The 18,988-nt window shown below is 65.7% G+C and carries 18 protein-coding genes; 7 read left to right on the forward strand and 11 right to left on the reverse strand.

Translation table 11 applies throughout. The features are described 5' to 3' along the window. Positions 1-122 precede the first annotated feature (122 nt). Positions 123-854: a nucleoside triphosphate pyrophosphohydrolase gene (gene mazG / locus ASG11_RS11830; RefSeq protein WP_055779359.1), complete on the forward strand. Its 732-nt coding sequence runs from the start codon at positions 123-125 to the stop codon at positions 852-854. Here mazG and ASG11_RS11835 read toward each other — a convergent pair. From ASG11_RS11835 to dusB, 8 genes are all read right to left on the reverse strand, one after another. Continuing rightward, entirely contained in the window at positions 832-1,476 is a 645-nt protein-coding gene (locus ASG11_RS11835; RefSeq protein WP_156363749.1) for a GNAT family N-acetyltransferase, read from the reverse strand. The genes mazG and ASG11_RS11835 overlap by 23 nt on opposite strands. Next, positions 1,469-2,764: a GTPase HflX gene (gene hflX, locus ASG11_RS11840; protein WP_055779362.1), complete on the reverse strand. Its 1,296-nt coding sequence runs from the start codon at positions 2,762-2,764 to the stop codon at positions 1,469-1,471. The genes ASG11_RS11835 and hflX overlap by 8 nt, the downstream gene beginning before the upstream one ends. Next, the gene (hfq, locus tag ASG11_RS11845; RefSeq protein ID WP_269083394.1) at positions 2,761-3,279 is read right to left on the reverse strand and encodes an RNA chaperone Hfq; all 519 of its coding nucleotides are present in this window, start codon (positions 3,277-3,279) and stop codon (positions 2,761-2,763) included. Before hfq ends, hflX begins: the two co-directional genes overlap by 4 nt. A 208-nt stretch (positions 3,280-3,487) precedes the next feature. Continuing rightward, a complete protein-coding gene (ntrX, locus tag ASG11_RS11850; protein ID WP_055779368.1) occupies positions 3,488-4,861 on the reverse strand; it encodes a nitrogen assimilation response regulator NtrX in 1,374 nt (457 codons plus the stop codon). 3 nt (positions 4,862-4,864) lie between these two features. Further along, positions 4,865-7,072: a sensor histidine kinase gene (locus tag ASG11_RS11855; protein WP_055779370.1), complete on the reverse strand. Its 2,208-nt coding sequence runs from the start codon at positions 7,070-7,072 to the stop codon at positions 4,865-4,867. Positions 7,073-7,125: 53 nt separating this feature from the next. Beyond that, positions 7,126-8,580 (reverse strand): nitrogen regulation protein NR(I), encoded by a 1,455-nt coding sequence (ntrC, locus tag ASG11_RS11860; RefSeq protein ID WP_055779373.1) that lies wholly within the window; start codon positions 8,578-8,580, stop codon positions 7,126-7,128. A 13-nt stretch (positions 8,581-8,593) separates the two neighbouring features. After that, on the reverse strand, positions 8,594-9,655 hold the full coding sequence (locus ASG11_RS11865) for a two-component system sensor histidine kinase NtrB (RefSeq protein WP_055779376.1): 1,062 nt from the start codon (positions 9,653-9,655) through the stop codon (positions 8,594-8,596). Between the two features lie 118 nt (positions 9,656-9,773). Continuing rightward, the gene (dusB, locus tag ASG11_RS11870) at positions 9,774-10,772 is read right to left on the reverse strand and encodes a tRNA dihydrouridine synthase DusB (RefSeq protein ID WP_156363751.1); all 999 of its coding nucleotides are present in this window, start codon (positions 10,770-10,772) and stop codon (positions 9,774-9,776) included. Between the two features lie 100 nt (positions 10,773-10,872). On the opposite strand from dusB, the gene ASG11_RS11875 reads away from it, so the two are divergent. Genes ASG11_RS11875 through ASG11_RS11885 form a run of 3 tightly spaced genes read left to right on the forward strand, consistent with a single transcriptional unit; the run spans position 10,873 to position 13,090 of the window. Continuing rightward, positions 10,873-12,021 carry a bifunctional 2-C-methyl-D-erythritol 4-phosphate cytidylyltransferase/2-C-methyl-D-erythritol 2,4-cyclodiphosphate synthase gene (locus tag ASG11_RS11875; RefSeq protein ID WP_055779382.1) on the forward strand — a complete coding sequence of 383 codons (1,149 nt, stop codon included), beginning with the start codon at positions 10,873-10,875 and terminating at the stop codon, positions 12,019-12,021. Beyond that, positions 12,018-12,554 carry a hypothetical protein gene (locus tag ASG11_RS11880; protein ID WP_055779385.1) on the forward strand — a complete coding sequence of 179 codons (537 nt, stop codon included), beginning with the start codon at positions 12,018-12,020 and terminating at the stop codon, positions 12,552-12,554. Before ASG11_RS11875 ends, ASG11_RS11880 begins: the two co-directional genes overlap by 4 nt. Then, on the forward strand, positions 12,551-13,090 hold the full coding sequence (locus ASG11_RS11885; protein ID WP_055779388.1) for a CinA family protein: 540 nt from the start codon (positions 12,551-12,553) through the stop codon (positions 13,088-13,090). Before ASG11_RS11880 ends, ASG11_RS11885 begins: the two co-directional genes overlap by 4 nt. On the opposite strand, the gene ASG11_RS11890 is transcribed toward ASG11_RS11885, so the two are convergent. After that, positions 13,030-13,512: a type II toxin-antitoxin system RatA family toxin gene (locus ASG11_RS11890; RefSeq protein ID WP_055779391.1), complete on the reverse strand. Its 483-nt coding sequence runs from the start codon at positions 13,510-13,512 to the stop codon at positions 13,030-13,032. The two genes, ASG11_RS11885 and ASG11_RS11890, sit on opposite strands and share 61 nt — an antisense overlap. 136 nt (positions 13,513-13,648) lie before the next feature. Then, positions 13,649-14,575 carry a lipoyl synthase gene (lipA, locus tag ASG11_RS11895; RefSeq protein WP_055779394.1) on the reverse strand — a complete coding sequence of 309 codons (927 nt, stop codon included), beginning with the start codon at positions 14,573-14,575 and terminating at the stop codon, positions 13,649-13,651. A 107-nt stretch (positions 14,576-14,682) separates the two neighbouring features. Here lipA and ASG11_RS11900 point away from each other — a divergent pair, with 107 nt between their 5' ends. Further along, positions 14,683-15,312 (forward strand): carbonic anhydrase, encoded by a 630-nt coding sequence (locus ASG11_RS11900; protein ID WP_055779397.1) that lies wholly within the window; start codon positions 14,683-14,685, stop codon positions 15,310-15,312. Positions 15,313-15,447: 135 nt separating this feature from the next. Here the strand turns inward: ASG11_RS11900 and aspS are convergent, their stop codons facing one another. Then, entirely contained in the window at positions 15,448-17,250 is a 1,803-nt protein-coding gene (aspS, locus tag ASG11_RS11905) for an aspartate--tRNA ligase (protein WP_055779400.1), read from the reverse strand. A gap of 174 nt (positions 17,251-17,424) precedes the next feature. Here aspS and rnd point away from each other — a divergent pair, with 174 nt between their 5' ends. Beyond that, on the forward strand, positions 17,425-18,600 hold the full coding sequence (rnd, locus tag ASG11_RS11910) for a ribonuclease D (protein WP_055780795.1): 1,176 nt from the start codon (positions 17,425-17,427) through the stop codon (positions 18,598-18,600). Further along, on the forward strand, positions 18,597-18,896 hold the full coding sequence (locus ASG11_RS11915) for an I78 family peptidase inhibitor (protein WP_082472731.1): 300 nt from the start codon (positions 18,597-18,599) through the stop codon (positions 18,894-18,896). Before rnd ends, ASG11_RS11915 begins: the two co-directional genes overlap by 4 nt. The last annotated feature ends 92 nt before the right edge of the window (positions 18,897-18,988 follow it).

Here is an 18,988-nt window from a genome sequence, read left to right on the forward strand (position 1 = left end):
CAGATTTAACATAATGTATATTATCGGACTTTTAGATGGTTGAAGCGACAGGGGGCTCCTCCGGCTCCGTTCCCCCTTCCGATCCAATCCGGTTTCCCGAGATCCAGCGGCTGGTTGCGATCATGGCGCGGTTGCGCGATCCGGTTTCGGGCTGCGAATGGGATCGTGCGCAGGATTTTGCGTCGATCGCGCCCTATACGATCGAGGAAGCCTATGAGGTTGCCGATGCGATCGCGCGTGGCGATCTGGGCGATCTCAAGGACGAACTCGGTGATCTGCTGCTCCAGGTGATCTTCCACAGCCGCATGGCCGAGGAAGCCGGCCTCTTCGCGCTGGAGGATGTCGCGGCGGCCATCTGCGACAAGATGGAGCGCCGCCATCCGCACATCTTCGGCAACGCAGCGAATGGCGGCCATCATCAATGGGAAAAGATCAAAGCGGAGGAACGCGCGGCCAAGGGTAAGCCCGACTCTCCGGTCGGGGCGCTGGACGGCGTGGCGATCGGTCTGCCCGCCCTGCTTCGCGCCGAAAAGCTGCAAAAACGCGCCGCGCGCACCGGTTTCGACTGGCCCGATGCCAGCGGCGCGCGCGCCAAGCTGTTTGAGGAGATCGCCGAGATTGACGCGGCCACGGCTGCCGAGCAAGAGGGTGAGGTCGGCGACCTGCTCTTTTCGGTGGTCAACTGGGCGCGACATCTGGGGATCGATCCCGAGGCCGCATTGCGCGGGGCGAACGCGAAATTCGAATTGCGGTTCAAGGCGATGGAAGCGAGAGCTGGCGACCGTTTCTCAGCCTTGCCGCTTGAGAAAAAGGAGGCGCTGTGGGTTTCGGTCAAGCAGCCGGATCGGGAATGACCGCCGACGCGTAGGACGCGTGGTCCTTCCACCCCAAAGCGAGATACAGCGCCCTACCCTGATCGGTCGCGACCAGCACGTTCTCAGATGCCGGTGATCGCCGTTCCGCAGCGAGCGTGCCCATCACCAGTCCGCCGAGCCCGCGACGCTGATGCCCAGGCTGGGTTACGATGCGATCGTAGACGAAAGCACCGTCCGTCTCGGCGCCATACCCACTGGCGGCCAGCAGGCCGTCAGCCGTTTCGATCCGCACCTCGATCATGCCGGTCCCCCGCCGGACAATTATCGTGTAACCGGGTGGCAGGTGTGGCACCGCGATTGCCGCCGGCCCGGTCATCATCCAACTTGGATCGCCGATCCGCCATTGTGGTGGAAGTAACGCCGCGAGCGCCCGGTCCTCGATGCACGCCTTGAGAAATATCCGTGGCCGATCGATCGTTCGCGCCAGCTTGGCCACAGTGTCGGATGCCCCGGCGAAGACATAGCGTCGAAGCTCCGTGTCGCTGCCGATCTCTGCGCACCAGCCGTCGTGATAGGATGTCGGTTCTGGTTGGCTCCTGGCGATCGACCGGCCGCGGACCCAGGCCGCGACCAGATCGGGATCGGCCCGCAAATCATTCACCGCGTTGCAGGAACCGTTCGTAATCGCGGGGCGCCATCCGTACGTCGTAGGACGCGGTATCGCCCGCCACGTCCTGCGCCAGCACTTCGCCATGGGCGTGGAGCCAGGCCGCGCCTGCGCCGTCGCCGGCGTCGAGCGTGATCGCGTAGCGGCGATGGCCTGCGGTCAACAATGATGCGATCGTGTGGAGCAGGACCGCGACCCCTTCCCCGCTCAACGCCGAGATCGCCACGACATCCTCGCGCCGTTCCGCCTCGCCAAGCAATTCGACGCGGTCGTTCTCGTCCAGCAGATCGAGCTTGTTCCACGCCTCGATCCGCGGCGTGGTATCGTCCACACCGATGTCGCGCAGCACCGCTTCGACGTCGTCGCGCTGTGCCATCGTGTCGGGATGCGCGATGTCGCGCACGTGGATCAGCAGATCGGCGGAGATCACCTCCTCGAGCGTCGCCTTGAACGCGGCGACTAACTGCGTCGGCAGTTCGGACACGAACCCGACCGTGTCGGACAGGATCGCCTTGTCCACGCCCGGCAGGCTGATCTGGCGCAGCGTCGGGTCGAGCGTGGCGAAAAGCAGGTCTTCCGCCATGACGTCGGCACCGGTCAGGCGATTGAAAAGCGTGGATTTTCCGGCATTAGTATAACCAACCAAGGCGATCACCGGCCATGGCGCGCGTTGCCGCCGGTCGCGGTGCAGCCCGCGCGTGCGGCTGACCTGCTCTAGTTCCTTCTTCAGTCGCGCCATGCGGTCGCGGATCAGGCGCCGGTCGGCCTCGATCTGGGTTTCGCCCGGGCCGCCGAGAAAGCCGAAGCCGCCGCGCTGGCGTTCGAGATGGGTCCAGCTGCGCACGAGGCGACCGGCCTGATAATCGAGATGCGCGAGTTCGACTTGCAACCGACCCTCGGCGGTCGCGGCGCGTTCGCCGAAGATTTCGAGGATCAGACCCGTCCGGTCGATCACCTTGGCACCGAGTTCCTTTTCGAGATTGCGCTGCTGCACCGGCGTCAGCGCGGCGTCGAACACGACGAGGTCGGCCTCCTCCATCCGCACCGTGGCGGCGAGCATCTCGACCTGCCCGCTGCCGATCAGGGTCGCGGGGCGCGCGGCGCGCACGCGGTAGGAAACCTTGTCCGCCACCACGACGCCGATCGCCATGGCGAGCCCAGCCGTTTCTTCGAGCCTGGCCGCCACGTCGCGCGATGAGATGCCATGTTCCGGAAACACCACGACGCATCGTGCGCCGCGAGCGAACTCATCCTTATCCCGTTCGAAACCCGTGGTGCTCAATCGTCGTCGCCATCCGCCTGCTCATCGGCGAGATTGAGCGGATGTGCCGGCTGGATCGTCGAGACGGCATGCTTGTACACGAGCTGCGACATGCCGTCGCGCTGGAGCAGCATGCAGAACAGGTCGAATGCGGCGATCTGCCCCTGCAGCATCACGCCGTTGACCAGGAACATCGTTACGCTGTCTTCGGACTTGCGCACGGCGTTGAGAAAGATTTCCTGCAACAGCGGCGCGCGCTTCTGCGCCTCGCCGACGGCATTGACGATCGCGGCGACATCGACGCTGCCCGACGGCATGATCGTGGAAATCGCGTGTTTGTAGATCAGCTGGCTCTGCCCGTCGCGACGCAACAGCACAGAGAAATTGTCGAACCAGGTGACAATTCCCTGCAATTTCACGCCCTTGACGAGAAACATCGTCACCGGCGTCTTCGAGCGGCGGAGCGCGTTTAAAAACAGGTCCTGAAGGGAAGTCTGCTTGTCGGCCATCGGTCGATCCTTGTTCTTGGCGGGAATTTCCCGCTTTGCGCCGTTTCCCGGCGTCGGATTGCACGGGTGCGTTGCCGTACGGGTGCAATCTAGGGATGCCGCGCGCCAACGTCTACCGGTCAGCAGACTATTCGTCGCCGCTTCGTCCGTCACCCCGACGCTGGACGGGTTCCCAGCGGGCGTTCGGTCTGCCTGCGTCTTGAAGTCCCAGCCTGCACTGGGAGGACGGCAGGTGCTAATCCTCACGTGTTTCCGTGATCCCCAGCAGCTTCAACTTCCGGTGCAACGCGGAACGTTCCATGCCGATGAAGTGCGCCGTGCGCGAGATGTTGCCGGAGAAGCGCCGGATCTGCACACGCAGATATTCCCGCTCGAACGTCTCGCGCGCCTCCCTGAGGGGCGAACCCATGATCGCGTTGCTGCCCCCGCCCATCTCGCCCGGATCGCCGAGCACCTCCGCCGGCAGCAGATCGAGGTCGATCCGCCCGATCCGGTCGCCCGGCGCCATGATGATCGTGCGCTCGACGACGTTGCGAAGCTGGCGGACGTTGCCCGGCCATTCGTAACTTTGCAGCGCGACCATCGCATCCGGCGCAATTTCCGGTGTCGGCACCCGGCGTTCGTTGGCGTAATGCGCCATGAAATGCATCACCAGCGCCGGGATATCCTCGCGCCGCTCGGACAGACCGGGGATCAGCACCGGCACGACGTTGAGGCGGTAATAGAGATCTTCGCGAAACCGGCCTTCGGCGATCTCCTGCATCAGATCGCGCGCCGTGGCCGAGACGACGCGCACGTCCACCTTTACCACGCGCTGCCCGCCGACGCGCGTAAAGCTCTGGTCGGTCAGCACGCGCAGGATCCGCGCCTGCGTGGTGATCGGCATGTCGGCGATCTCGTCCAGAAACAGGGTGCCGCCATGCGCCTGTTCGAGCAGCCCGGGGCGGACGAGGCCGCCGCTTTCCTCGACGCCGAACAATTCCTCCTCGACCCGCTCGGGCGTCATGCGCGCGGCGCTGACGATCACGAAGGGCGCGTCGGTGCGCTGGCTCCAGCCATGGAGCAGCCGCGCGGCGACCTCCTTGCCGACCCCCGCCCCGCCCATCACCAGCACCCGGCTGCCGGTCGAGGCGACGCGCTTCAAGGTCGCGCGCACGCCGTTGATCGCCGTCGAATTGCCGGTCAGATCGTCGTCGCGGCCGACAGAGGCGCGCAACGTCGCCACTTCGCGGCGCAACCGCTCGGTCTCGGTCGCCCGCGCGACCATCAGCAGCAGGCGTTCGGCTTCGAACGGCTTCTCGATGAAATCCACCGCACCGCGCCGGATCGCGGCGACGGCGGTATCGAGATTGCCGTGCCCGGAGATGACCAGCACGGGAATCGACGGATCGCGGCGCTTCATCTCGTCGAGCAGATCCAGCCCGTCGAGTTTCGAGTCTTTCAGCCAAACGTCGAGCAACACGAGCGACGGACGCCGGGCGGCGATTGCCTCCAGCGCGGCGTCGCTGTCGGCGGCAGTGCGCGCATCATAGCCTTCGTCTTCCAGGACACCCGATACGAGTTCCCGGATATCGCGTTCGTCATCGACGATGAGGATGTCGAGCGCCATGATTTATGTCCGTATCTTGAGGTCTGAGGGGCGACGGCCGACATCGTCTTCGTCTTCGGCGTCGCTGCCGGTGTCGAGCCGGGCGAGCGCGGCGGCATCGAACCGCATCGTAACGAGGGTGCCACCGCCCTCGCGGTCGGCGAAGGTCATCGTGCCGCAATGCTCCTCGACGATCTTGTTGACGATCGCGAGTCCTAGCCCGGTACCGCGCGCCCGCGTCGTCATATAGGGTTCGACGATGCGGTCGCGCGCGGCGGGCAGGCCGACGCCATTGTCGGAAATCTCCACGGTCACCTGCCGCGCCGGATCGCCGGACAGGGTCATGATGACCTCGCCATCCTCGGCGTCCCTGGCCTCGATCGCCTCGATCGCGTTCTTGACGATATTGGTCAGCGCCTGCCCGATCTGACGCCGATCGCATACCAGATCGATCGCTTTGCGATCGTGCTCCAGCGCGACCCGAACGCCGGGATGCGCGACCTCGTGCAGGAACTGCGCCTGGCGGGCGATGTCCACCAGCGATTCGCGCTTGAACAGCGGCTTGGGCATGCGCGCGAAGGACGAGAATTCGTCGACCATGCGGCGCAGATCGCCGACCTGGCGAATGATCGTCTCGGTCAGGCGAGCGAACGTACCGTCGTCGTTGACGATCTGCTTGCCGTAGCGGCGCTGCAAGCGTTCGGCGGCGAGCTGGATCGGGGTCAGCGGGTTCTTGATCTCGTGCGCGATGCGGCGCGCGACGTCCGACCAGGCGGCGCGGCGCTGATCGAGCAATTGCTGGGTGATGTCGTCGAAGGTGAGGATCGGCCCGGCGGCGGCGCGGGCGATGCGCACCGCCAGCGTGCGTGCCTCGCCATGCGCATCGACCTCGACGATCGCATCGCGCTGATCGGTATCGATCAACGCGGCGAGTTCGGGGGCGATATCGGCCAGTTGGCGTCCTACAGGGCTATCCTCGCCGGTGTTGAGCAATTCCGCCGCAGACCGGTTGATCAGCCGGATCGTGCCATCGCCGGCGATCGAGACGACTCCCGCGCTGACCCCGGACATCACCGCCTCGATCAGCGCCCGGCGGCTTTCAAGCGCGCCGGTCTGCGCCTGCAACCGGTCGGTCATCACGTTGAAGGCGTTGGCCAGCGTGCCGAACTCGTCGTTCGTGCCCGGGCGGGGCACACGCGCGGTAAGATCGCCCGAGGCCACCTTGTGCGCCGCCGCGACCAACTCGCCGACCGGCCGCACCAGCCGATCGGCGACGACCAACGCAATCCACACCGCTATGCCAACGATGAGCAGCGACACGACCATCAGCGCCGCATTGAAGCGAAGCTGCAGCGCACGCGAGCGGGTCTGCAACGCGCTGTAATCGGCGATGATCGCGTCGCCGCGCTTGAGCTGTACCGCCAGCCGATCCTCGATCAGTCGCGAAGTGTAGAGGTACGTATCCTTGCCGAACGCCAGTTTCACCGCCGCGCCGACTCGCTTGTTGTCGGTGATCGGCACGACCTGCTCACCGCGATCCAGCCGGTCCATCACCGCGCGGCTGATGATGTTCTCGGTCGATCGGCCGTACGGGTTGAGCACGATCAACGGGTTGGCCTCGCCCTTGCGGACGATCATAGCTTCGGAAAGTTCGCGATTATAGGTCTGAAGGAACAGCAATTCCTGGAAACGCTTGGCATCGATCGGGATGGTCTGGAGATAGCCGACCAGATCCGGCCCCATCGCGATCGCATTGCCCTCGACGCGCTCCACCTCGCGCTGGAAATTCTCCTGCACCAGCGACCGGGCGTTGCCGACCAAGGCGGCGGTGCGCTGCGACGACCAGAATTCGACGCCGTACTGGAACAGCAAGGAGGCGAAGATCACCACCAGCAAGGTCGGCACGGCGGCGATCAGCGAGAACATCGCGACGAGTTGGACGTGCAGCCTGGCCCTGCCACCGATCGGCGATCGTGCCGCGCGCCGCACCGCAATGCGCCGGCCCAGCAGCACCAGCAACGCGATTCCGGGCAGCAGGTTGGAGACCAGCAGGAAGGCGACGACCGGCGGCGTCAGGATGTTTTGTGGCGTCCCACTGGACTTGAGCAGGAAATAACTCCCCACCGCGATCGCGATCGCGACGATGAGCACGACCAGTTCGACGAAGGGCATCACGCTGAACCGGTGGTTCGTCGCTGTCGGGGCTTCCATCGTTATGGTTTCGGCCGTCATCGTGGCCTTAGTACAACGCAATTGTGGCCATTAGAACACAGTTTATCGTCGGCCTATCCCGTCGCGCTCTCGCCCGGACGCCCGGCGGCAGGGTCGATGCCCAATGTATCGAGCCGTTTCCTCAACGTGTTACGATTGATTCCCAACGCGCGTGCAGCGCGCAACTGGTTCTGGCCATGGCGAGCGAGCATCGCCTCGATCAGCGGGCGTTCTACTTCTCCGATGATCCGATCGTAGAGCGTGCCATCGTCCAGCACCGCCGGTTCCTCGCGTGCCAGGCGTTCGAGCCGCGCCTGCACCGCCGCCTCGATCCCCGCATCGCCATCGAACTGAGACCGCGGCGTGGCGGTGGCGCCTAGCATCGCGCGCACCTCGCCGGCGTCGATCCGCTCGTCGCGCGCCAGCACGGCCATGCGCCGCATGATATTCTCCAGCTCGCGCACGTTGCCGGGCCAGTCGTAATTCTCGAGCGAGACGATCGCCTGCGGTTCGAGCTGCTTGCGCGGCAAACCGCTTTCCGCCGCCTTGTCGAGGAAATGCCGGGCAAGCAGAGCGATGTCCTGCCGCCGCGCCCGCAGCGCCGGCAGCAGGACGGGCACCACGTTCAGTCGGTAGAACAGATCCTCGCGAAACTGCCCGCTCGCCACCAGCCCGGACAGATCCTTGTTGGTCGCCGCGACGATGCGGACGTCGGCGCGGATCGTCCGCGCGCCGCCGACGGTGGTGAACTCCCCCGATTGCAGCACGCGCAACAAACGGGTCTGGGCATCCATCGGCATGTCGCCGATCTCGTCGAGAAACAATGTGCCGCCCGCCGCCTGCTCGAACCGTCCTGCGGAGCGGGTCTGAGCACCGGTGAACGCGCCGCGTTCGTGCCCGAACAGTTCCGCCTCGATCAGTTCGCGCGGGATCGCCGCCATGTTGATGGCGATGAACGGGAAGCGCTTGCGCGGCCCCAGATCGTGGATCGCCCGCGCCACCAGTTCCTTGCCGGTGCCGGATTCGCCCGAGATCAGGACGGTCAGATCGTTCGACACGACACGCGCGATGATACGGTACACGTCCTGCATCGCCGCCGATCGCCCGATCAATGGCAGGGTGGCGTCATCCTCCCCCACCGGATCGATCGGCCCGCCGGTATCGCGCGCCAGCGCCCCCAGCACGGCGCGCGATAAGGCGTCCAGGTCGAAGGGCTTGGGCAAATAATCATATGCGCCGACCTCGGTCGCGCGCACCGCGGTGCTCAGCGTGTTCTGCGCCGACAGCACGATCACCGGCAGATGGGGGTGCTCTACCGTCAGGCGCGCGATCCGGTCGAGCCCATTGCCGTCGGGCAGCACGACGTCGGAGATCAGCACGTCCGGCATGGCGATCGCCAGCTGCACCTCCAGCTCGGCAAGGGTGGCGACGGAGGTCACCCGGTGCCCCTCGCGGCGCAGCGATTGCGCGACGACGGTGCGGATCGCCGCATCGTCGTCCACCACCAGGATATTGCCGGCCTTAGTCACTTGTTGCCCTTCATCAATGCCCTCGGGGCAGAAGAATGCGGAACACTGTCGCCTCGGGCGACCCCTCGCGCGCATATTGGATGATCCCACCCATATCGCGGACCAGCTTGTCGACCAGCGCCAGGCCCAGCCCCTGCCCCTCCGGCTTGCCGCTGATGAACGGATCGAAGAGATGTTCGGAGATTTCGGCCGGGGCGCCGGGGCCGTTGTCGATCACGCAGATCTCGATCGGCAGCGGCTGGCGCGGGCGACCCGGCCCGGCGCTCACCGCCATGCCGTGCCGATACGCGGTGGCGAGCGTGATCCGCGCATCGGCCTGGAGGATCATCGCTTCGCAGGCGTTCTTGAGAAGGTTCAGCACCACCTGCAGGATCGCGTCGCGGTCGACCAGCACCGGCGGCAGCGACGGATCGAACCTTTCCTCTATCGTCACCTTGGCGGCGAAACCGGCGGTCGCGACGCGGCGCGCGTGATCCAGCAACGGATAGATGTTCTCCGGTGCCAGTTTCAGCGGGCGCGTGTCGGTAAAATCCTGCATCCGGTCGATCAATGCGGCGATACGATCGACCTCGGTGACGATCAACGTGGTGAGTTCGTCGCCGTCCGTGCCCCGCCCGAGCAACTGCGCCGCGCCGCGAATGCCGGACAGTGGGTTCTTGATCTCGTGCGCCAGCATCGCCGCCGCCCCGACGGCGGCGCGCGCGGCGGAGGCGCGATCGGCGCTGTGGCCGAGCCTGCGCGAGGTGGCGGCATGATGCAGCGTTATGGTGCGCCAGCCGGGATGATCGGCCACCCGAGCCTCGATGAAATCGGCCCGCACCCTGCCGCCGCGCGCCAGTTCGATTTCGCTGTCGAACGCCGCGAAGCCGTGATCGTCGCGCGCGGCCGGGTCGCGCGGCGACCGGAGCACGGACTCGAGCGGCTGGCCCAGCATCGCGCGCTCCGACAGGTTGAGCAACGTCTCGCAATCGGCATTGGCATGCGCGATGTTGCCCTGCGGATCGATCACCATCACCGCGACCGGTAGCGCCGCGAAAAGCTCGGCGAACCCCGGACCCGGTGCCTGCTCTTTCATCACCACGACCAGAACCCCAACGTCATCCCCGCGAAGGCGGGGATGACGCTTCTTCTACTTGGTGCGGGGCAAGGCAGCGGGATCCTCGCCTTCGCGGGGATGACGAGCAAGAGGGCGATCACGCCGCGGCGCGGCTGCGATACGGCGCGTAGAATTCGGCAAGCATCGCCTGCACGACCTTGGGATCGGGGATCTGGTTGACGCGGTTGCGGAACTCGGCCGAGCCGTGGATGCCGCGCGTGTACCAGCCGATATGCTTGCGCGCCATGTTGACGCCGACTTCGTTGCCATAATGACTGAGCATCGCGTCGTAATGCTCAGCTATGACGTCATATTGCTCCCCAAGATCGGGATCGGCGATGTGGCGTCCGGTGGAGAACCATTCCATCACCTTCGCCAGGAACCACGGCCGGCCGTAAGCGCCGCGCCCGATCATCACGCCATCCGCGCCGGACTGTTCCAGCGCCGCCTCGGCATCCTCAATCGTGTTGATGTCGCCATTGGCGATCACCGGCACCTCCACCGCGTCCTTCACCTTGCGGATGAAGGCCCAGTCGGCACTGCCCTTGTACATCTGATTCCGCGTGCGCCCGTGCACGGCGATCAGCTTCACGCCCAGCCCTTGCGCGATTTTTGCCAGTTCCGGCGCGTTCAGGCTGTCATGGCACCAGCCCATGCGCATCTTCAGTGTCACCGGCACCGTCACCGCCTCGACCACGCCCTTGATGATCGCCGCGGCATTGTCCAGATCGCGCATCAGTGCCGAACCGGCATCGCCGTTCGTCACCTTGCGCACCGGGCAGCCCATGTTGATGTCGATGATCGCCGCGCCGCGATCCTCGGACAGTTTGGCCGCCTCGCCCATCTCGTGCGGCGTGCAGCCGACAAGCTGCATCGACACCGGGTCTTCGCTGGCATGCCATGCGGCCTTTTGTAGCGACTGACGCGTTTCGCGGATCGCCGCCTGGCTGGCGACCATCTCGGTGACGTTCAGCCCGGAGCCGTAGCGGCGGACGAGCGTACGGAACGGCAGGTCGGTGACGCCGGTCATCGGTGCGAGCACGACGGGACGGTCGATCCGGACGGGGCCGACCTGAATGGGAGCCAGAGTCTTCAAAGGGGGTGTTTTCATAATGTGCCTGAAAAACGGGCAGTAGCGCCACGGGCTCGATATGGCAAGGCTGGCGACGCGGTTCGGCTTGGGCTAGGCGAAGCCGATGTCCTCCCCCAACACCGCCGCCATCATCGTCGCCGCCGGTTCCGGCGCGCGTAGCGGCAGCGAATTGCCCAAGCAGTTCGTGACGATCGCCGGCAAACCGATGATTGCGCACAGCCATGTCGCGCTCGGCGCGCACCCGGCGATCTCGCGCATCGTCGTGGTGATCGGCGAAGGCCAGGAACAAATGCTGGCCCATGCCGTGCCAGGCGCGACCAGCGTCACCGGTGGCGCGACCCGCCGGCTGTCGGTGCTGGCGGGGCTCGAAGCCCTGGCCGACAGCGATGTGGACGCCGTGCTGATCCACGATGCCGCCCGCCCGTTCCTGTCCGCCGCGGTGATCGATCGCCTGATCGCCGCGTTGACCGAGGCCGAAGGTGCCCTGCCCGCTCTGCCGGTCGCCGATACGCTGGCGCGCGGCGATGCGGCACTCGGCGAGACGGTGGACCGGACCGGCCTGTGGCGCGTCCAGACCCCGCAGGCGTTCCGCTTCGCCGCCATCCTCGACGCCCACCGCAACTGGACCTTCGACGAACCGACCGACGACGCGCAGATGGTGCGACGGCTTGGCGGCAGCGTCGCGATGGTCGAAGGAGATATCATGCTCGACAAGATCACCTACCCCGCCGATTTCGCCGCCGCCGAGGCGCGCCACGACGCTGGCTCGCTCATCTCGCGCAACGCCAGCGGTTTCGACGTCCACCGGCTTGAATTCGGCGAGGAACTCTGGCTCGGCGGCGTGCTGATCCCGCACGACAAGGGCCTGTCCGGCCATAGCGACGCGGATGTCGCGCTCCACGCGATCACCGATGCGCTGCTCGGCACGATCGCGGCCGGCGACATCGGCACGCACTTTCCACCGAGCGATCCGCAGTGGAAGGGTGCCGATTCCGCGCAATTTCTCGAACATGCCGCCAGTCTCGTTCGCGCCGAGGGCGGGATCATCGACTTCATCGACCTGACCCTGATGTGCGAAGCCCCAAAGATCGGCCCGCACCGCGAGGCGATGCGCGCCCGCATCGCCAGCCTGCTCGGCCTGACCTCGCGTCAGGTGAGCGTGAAGGCCACGACCACGGAACGTCTCGGCTTTACGGGGCGAGGTGAAGGCATCGCGGCGCAGGCCATGGCGACGATCCGAATCCCGGCATGAGAAACGCTCTTGCCGCTCTGCTCGCCACCAGCCTGATCGCGGCACCGGCCGGCGCACAGCCGATGCGCTGCCTCAAACCCGAAGAGGCCGAGTCGCTCGCGCTCGTCGCCCTGCCCGACATCCTGCGCGAAACCGCCCGGATCTGCACCACGGCCCTGCCCCCCTCCGCCTTCGTTCGCGCCAATTCGGCGCCGCTGATCGCGAAATATCAGGCCGAGGCCGATCGCGCCTGGCCCTTCGCGCAGAAGGCACTGTTGAAGCTGACCGATCCGATCATCGAACCTCTGCTCAACACGCAGGTCGCGCGCCAGATGCTCACCACGCTGGCCGTGTCGCAGATCGTCGGCCGCATCGATGTCGGCGATTGCGGGAAGATCGATCGCATGGCGTCGCTGCTCCAGCCGCTGCCGCCCCGCAACACGGCGGGGTTGATCGTAACCGCTCTTCAGTATCTGAAGGAGCATAAGGCGGACGGGCGAAAGGGCGCGAAAGGCGTGCCCGATCTGCCGATCTGCGCGGAGCCGAAGCCATGACGCCTGATGTGAGCGCGGACACGATCCTGCCGGCCGAGCTGGTCGAGGCCGCCCGCAAGGTGGTGGAGCGGAATCTCGCCATCGGCCGCCGCGTCAGCGTGGCGGAAAGCTGCACCGGCGGGCTGGTCTGCGCGGCGCTGACCGAGATTTCGGGCTCGTCCGAAGTTCTCGGCTGCGGTTTCGTGACCTATTCGAACGATGCGAAGCTCGATCTGCTGCGCGTCAGTTCCGATGTGCTGGAAACCTTCGGCGCGGTGTCGATCGCGGTCGCCTGGAGCATGGCGCAGGGCGCGCTGGAGCGGAGCGGCGCGGATGTCGCGGTGGCGATCACCGGGATCGCCGGGCCGGAGGGCGGATCGGACAAGAAACCGGTCGGCACCGTCGTGTTCGCGCGCGCCGAGAAGGGCGCGGATCCGGCCAATATCATCGCCGATCGCAAGCAGTTCGGCAATATCGGGCGCGGCGGCGTGCGCCTTCAGGCGGCGCTGTGCGCGCTCGAACTGTTGTTGCCGCCGGAAGCCGCCGAGGCCCCGTAAAGCACCGCCGCACGCTCCTCGAACGCGCCGATCATCTTGCGTAGCGCCGCGCCGAACACCTGCCCCGCCAGCATCTCGAACACGCGGTTCTTGAACGCGAAATCGACCGTGAAATCGACGAAGCAGCCGCTGTCGCCATCAGGCCGGAACACCCAGTCGTTGCGCAGATATTTGAGCGGTCCGTCGAGATAATCGACCTTGATGCCCGAGGGCCGCTGTTTCTCGACCTTCGACGTGAACGTCTCGCGCAGCCCCTTGAAGCCGACGATCATGTCGGCGACCAACTCGGTCGTGCTGTTCGATCGCACCCGGATCGCGGTGACCCAGGGCAGGAATTCGGCATAGCGGCCGACATCCGCGACCAGATCGAACATCTGTTCGCAGCTATAGGGCAGACGCCGGGTTTCGGAGTGGCGGGGCATCAGGTCCTCCCCGGCACGGGGAGCTGGCATGCGAAGCATGACGGAGGGGGCTCTCCACGAGCGCACCGTTGCCGGCACGCCCCCTCCACCACGCCGCTTCGCGTCGCGGTCCCCCTCCCCGTGCCGGGGAGGATGATCATGCCGAAACCTTGGCCAATTTCGCCTCACGCGCCGCGCGCAGGCGCATGAAATCGTCCCCGGCGTGATAGCTCGAGCGGGTCAGCGGCGACGATGCGACCAAGAGGAAGCCCTTCGCGCGCGCGATTGCGGCATAGGCGTCGAACGCCTGCGGGGTGACGAAATCGATCACCTTGGCATGGCGTGGGGTTGGCTGGAGATATTGGCCGAGCGTGAGGAAATCGACATCGGCGCTGCGCATGTCGTCCATCACCTGATGCACCTCCATCCGCTCCTCGCCCAGGCCCATCATCATGCCCGATTTGGTGAAGATCGACGGATCGTGCCGCTTCACGCTCTCCAGGAGCCGCAACGACGCGTAATAGCGCGCGCCCGGCCGGATCGTCGGGTAGAGCCGCGGCACCGTCTCCAGATTGTGGTTGTAGACGTCCGGCCCGGCCTCGACGATCGACTCCACAGCGGCCTGCGCCTTGTTTCTGAAATCCGGTGTGAGGATTTCGATCGTCGTATCGGGAGTCGTGCGGCGCAACGCCTGGATTACCTTCACGAATTGCGATGCGCCGCCATCCGGCAGGTCGTCGCGATCGACCGAGGTGATGACGATATGGCTCAGGCCGAGTTCGGCGGCGGCGTCCGCGGTATGCTGCGGCTCCAACGCATCCACCTTGCGCGGCATGCCGGTCTTCACGTTGCAGAAGGCGCAGGCGCGCGTGCATGTGTCGCCGAGGATCATCACCGTCGCGTGTTTCTTGGTCCAGCACTCGCCAATGTTCGGGCAGGCCGCTTCCTCGCACACCGTGTTGAGGCCCAGACGGCGCATCATCGCCTTGGTCTCGGCAAAGCCGGTGCTGGTCGGGGCCTTGACGCGAATCCAGTCCGGCTTGCGCTGACGCGGGACAGGTGCGAGCGGAGTCATCTCGTTCATGCGCGTGAGATAGCGACGGAGTACGACCGACACAACACGCCGCCTGACGGACCTTTTCGCGGCATGGCGTTTTCTATCGCCTGCCCATCACCCAATGAGGATCAGAGATGACCGAATATACCGATCTGCTCGCCGGCTATCAGCGATTCCGCGCCGACGATTACGAACATGAGCGCGAGCGCTGGGCGCAATTGCGCGAGGGGCAGAGCCCGAAGGTGATGGTCATCGCCTGTTCCGACAGCCGGGTCGATCCGACGCAGATCTTCGATGCGTCGCCCGGCGAGATGTTCGTCGTGCGCAACGTCGCCAACCTCGTGCCGCCGTTCGAGGACAATAAGGGCCGTCACGGCGTATCCGCGGCGCTGGAATTCGCCGTCACGCAATTGGAGGTGAGCGACATCCTCGTGCTCGGGCACGGTTCGTGTGGTGGCGTATCGGCCGCTCTGTCGCGGCGCTTCGCCGATCAGCCGCCCGGCGAAGGCGGTTTCATCGCGCATTGGGTCGACATGCTGGACGAGGCGCGCGACCGAATCGTCGCCGAGCATGGCAGCGGTCCCGAGGCCGTCAAGGCGCTGGAACTGGAGACCGTGCGCGTGTCGCTCGCCAATCTGCGCACCTTCCCGTTCGTCCCCGAACGCGAAGCGTCCGGAAAGCTGCGGCTGCGCGGCGCCTATTTCGCGATCGCCGACGGCGTGCTGCACGTGATGGGCGATGACGGAGAATTCGCGCCGGCTTGAGACTGTCCCGGGATCTCAAAACCGTCCTTCCAGCGCAGGCTGGGATCTTCATGGGGCAGTCGCGGCACTCGCCCCGCAGAGATCCCAGCCTGCGCTGGAATGACGCTGGGGGCGGTCACTGCCGACCCAACTGCCTTACTCGCCCGGCTTCACCCCGATCGGCGCGACCGTCTTCAAGTTCAGCTCCTTCAACTGCTTTTCGGTCGCGAAGTTCGGCGCGCCCATCATCAGATCCTCCGCCTTCTGCGTCATCGGGAAGGTGATGACCTCGCGGATGTTAGGTTCGTCGGCCAGCAGCATGACGATACGGTCCACGCCCGGCGCGGAGCCGCCATGCGGTGGCGCGCCGCACTTGAAGGCGTTGATCATGCCGGCGAAGTTGAGATCGACATCGGCCTGCGTGTACCCGGCGATCTCGAAGGCCTTGTACATGATCTCCGGCTTGTGGTTCCGGATCGCGCCCGACGACAATTCGATGCCGTTGCACACGATGTCGTACTGATAGGCCAGGATATCGAGCGGGTTCATCGTTTCCAGCGCCTGCATCTCGCCCTGCGGCATCGAGAACGGGTTGTGGCTGAAATCGACCTTCTTCGCGTCCTCGTCATATTCGAACATCGGGAAATCGACGATCCAACAGAATTCGAAGCGCTTGTCGTCGATCAGCCCCAACTGATCCGCCACGCGCGTGCGCGCCAGCCCGGCGAGCTTCGCCGCCGAGGCTTCCTTGCCGGCCGCGAAGAAGATGCCGTCGTTGGGGCCGAGACCCAGCGCCTCGGCGATCGCCTTCATGCCGTCCTGCCCGTGATTGTTGGCGATCGGGCCGCCGAACACGCCGTCCTTCTGCGTCGCATAGCCGAGACCCGGGAAGCCCTCGGACTGTGCCCACGAATTCATCTCGTCGAAGAACTTGCGGCTCTTTTCGTGCGTGTTCGGCGCGGCCAGCGCGCGCACCACGTCGCCGCCCTCGACCATCGAAGCGAAACGCCCGAAGCCCGATCCCCTGAACAGGTCCGACACGTCGGTGATGACCAGCGGATTGCGCAGGTCGGGCTTGTCGTTGCCGTATTTCAGCATCGATTCGCGGTACGGAATGCGCTTGAACGGCAGCGCGCTGACCGTGCGCCCCTTGCCCTGCCAGTCGGCGAATTCCTCGAACACGCCGTGCAGCACCGGCTCGATCGCCGCGAAAACATCCTCTTGCGTGACGTAGCTCATCTCGAAATCGAGCTGGTAGAATTCACCCGGCGAGCGATCCGCGCGGGCATCCTCGTCACGGAAGCACGGTGCGATCTGGAAATAGCGATCGAACCCGGCGACCATCAGCAGCTGCTTGAACATCTGCGGCGCCTGCGGCAGCGCATAGAACTTGCCCGGATGGACGCGGCTCGGCACCAGATAGTCGCGCGCGCCCTCGGGGCTGCTCGCGGTCAGGATCGGGGTCTGGAATTCAGTGAAGCCCTGCCCGATCATCCGCCGGCGCAGCGACGAGATGACGTTCGAGCGCAGCATCACATTGGCGTGAAGCCGCTCGCGCCGCAGATCGAGGAAGCGGTAGCGCAGGCGGATATCCTCGGGATATTCGTTCTCGCCGAACACCGGCATCGGCAATTCCTGCGCTGCGGATTGCACCACCACGTCGCGCGCGCGGATCTCGATTTCGCCCGAGGGCAGGTTCGCGTTCACCGTCTCGGCCGACCGCGCCACGACATCGCCGGTGATCGTCACGACCGATTCCGCGCGCAACTTGTCGAGCACGGCATGCGTCGGGCTGTCGCTGTCGGTCACAATCTGGGTGATGCCGTAATGGTCGCGAAGATCGACGAACAGCAGATTGCCGTGATCGCGCTTGCGGTGGACCCAGCCGGAAAGCTTGACGGAGGTTCCGACATCGGCGGCGCGAAGCTGGGCGCAGGTGTGCGTGCGATAGGCGTGCATGATCGTTCTTCTCGCTTCGTCACCCCGGCGAAGGCCGGGGTCTCATGGGGTGGGCGTGACGCTCGCCCCACGGAGATCCCGGCCTGCGCTGGGATGACGGTTGAATGGATGGGGTCGCGCTTCCCTTTCCAGCCGCCCTTTGTCAAGGCGGCGTCCTGTCGCTATAGCGCCGCGATGCATATCCACCCCCTCATCACCGACAGCGCGACACTCGCCAATCTGTGCGCCCGCCTCTCCACCGCAGACTTCGTGTGCGTCGATACCGAATTCATGCGCGAGAACACGTTCTGGCCCGAACTGTGCCTGATTCAGATCGCCGATGTGAACGAGGCCGCCGCGATCGATCCGATGGCCCCCGGCCTCGACATGAAGCCGCTGCTCGACCTGATGACCGAGAATCAGGAGGTGCTGAAGGTCTTCCACGCCGGCGGGCAGGATCTCGAGATCATCTACAATCTGACCGGCAAGACGCCCTATCCGCTGTTCGACACGCAGGTCGCGGCGATGGCGCTCGGCCAGGGCGAACAGATCGGCTATTCGAATCTGGTCGATGCCTATCTCGGCATCACGGTCGACAAGGGCGCGCGCTTTACCGACTGGTCGCGTCGCCCGCTCGACGCGCGGCAGATCGAATATGCGATCGGCGACGTCACGCATCTGGCCGAGATATTCCCCAAGATGCTCGCCCGCCTGCGCAAGACCGGACGCGGCGCGTGGCTCGATCAGGAAATGGAGCGGATCGGCGATCCCGCCAATTATGCCAATGATCCCGAAGAGGCATGGAAGCGCATCCGCGTCCCCGGCCGCAAGCCCGATCTGCTCGGCCGCCTCAAGGCGCTCGCTCGCTGGCGCGAGATGGAGGCGCGCCAGAAGGATCTGCCGCGCGGCCGCATCGTCAAGGACGAGACGATCGCCGACATTGCCGGCCATCCGCCGCGCAAGCAGGCCGACCTCGCCAAGGTTCGCGGCCTTTCGGCCACCTGGGCGAACAACGACATCGGCGGCCGCCTGATGGCCGCGTTGGACAGTGCCGTGCCGATGAGCGCGGAGGAAATGCCGCAGCGCGACGATCGCAAGCCGGGCCTCGGCAAGGACGGAGCTCTGGTCGCCGATCTGCTCAAGCTGCTGCTCAAGATCCGCGCCAAGGAAATCGATGTCGCGCCGCGCCTGCTCGCCCGCAGCGAGGATTTGGAGGCACTGGCATCGGGCGTACGCGAAAACCTCCCGATTCTCACGGGCTGGCGGTTCGAGCAGTTCGGCCGCGATGCGCTCGATCTGGTCGAGGGGCGGCTGGCCTTCGCGGTCGTGAACGGCAAGCTCAAGATGACGTTGACGGAGGACGAGGCATGAGGATCGTGGCAGTGACGATCGGCGCGTTGACGCTGGCCGGCGCGCTGACGGGATGCATGCAGGGCCACCCCCGCCCCCTGCCCGGTCCGCCCCGCGCCTGCGAAGCCGACCCGGCGCAACGCTTCGTCGGCCAGCCCGCGACGCCGGCGTTGGTGGCCAAGGTCCGCCGCCAGTCAGGAGCCGCGCTCGCCCGGCGCATCACGCCGGACATGCGCGTGACGATGGAATTCCGCGCGGACCGCGTGAACGTGTGGGTCGGCCTAAAGGGCGAGGCGGAACGGATCAGCTGCGGGTAAGACGCAACGCCCACCCAAACTCGCCGTCATCCTGAACTCGTTTCAGGATCCATGCGCGGTCATTCGCCAAAACGGATACCGTCCTTGGGGGG

It is taken from the genome of Sphingomonas sp. Leaf357 (assembly GCF_001423845.1).
Taxonomy (GTDB): domain Bacteria; phylum Pseudomonadota; class Alphaproteobacteria; order Sphingomonadales; family Sphingomonadaceae; genus Sphingomonas.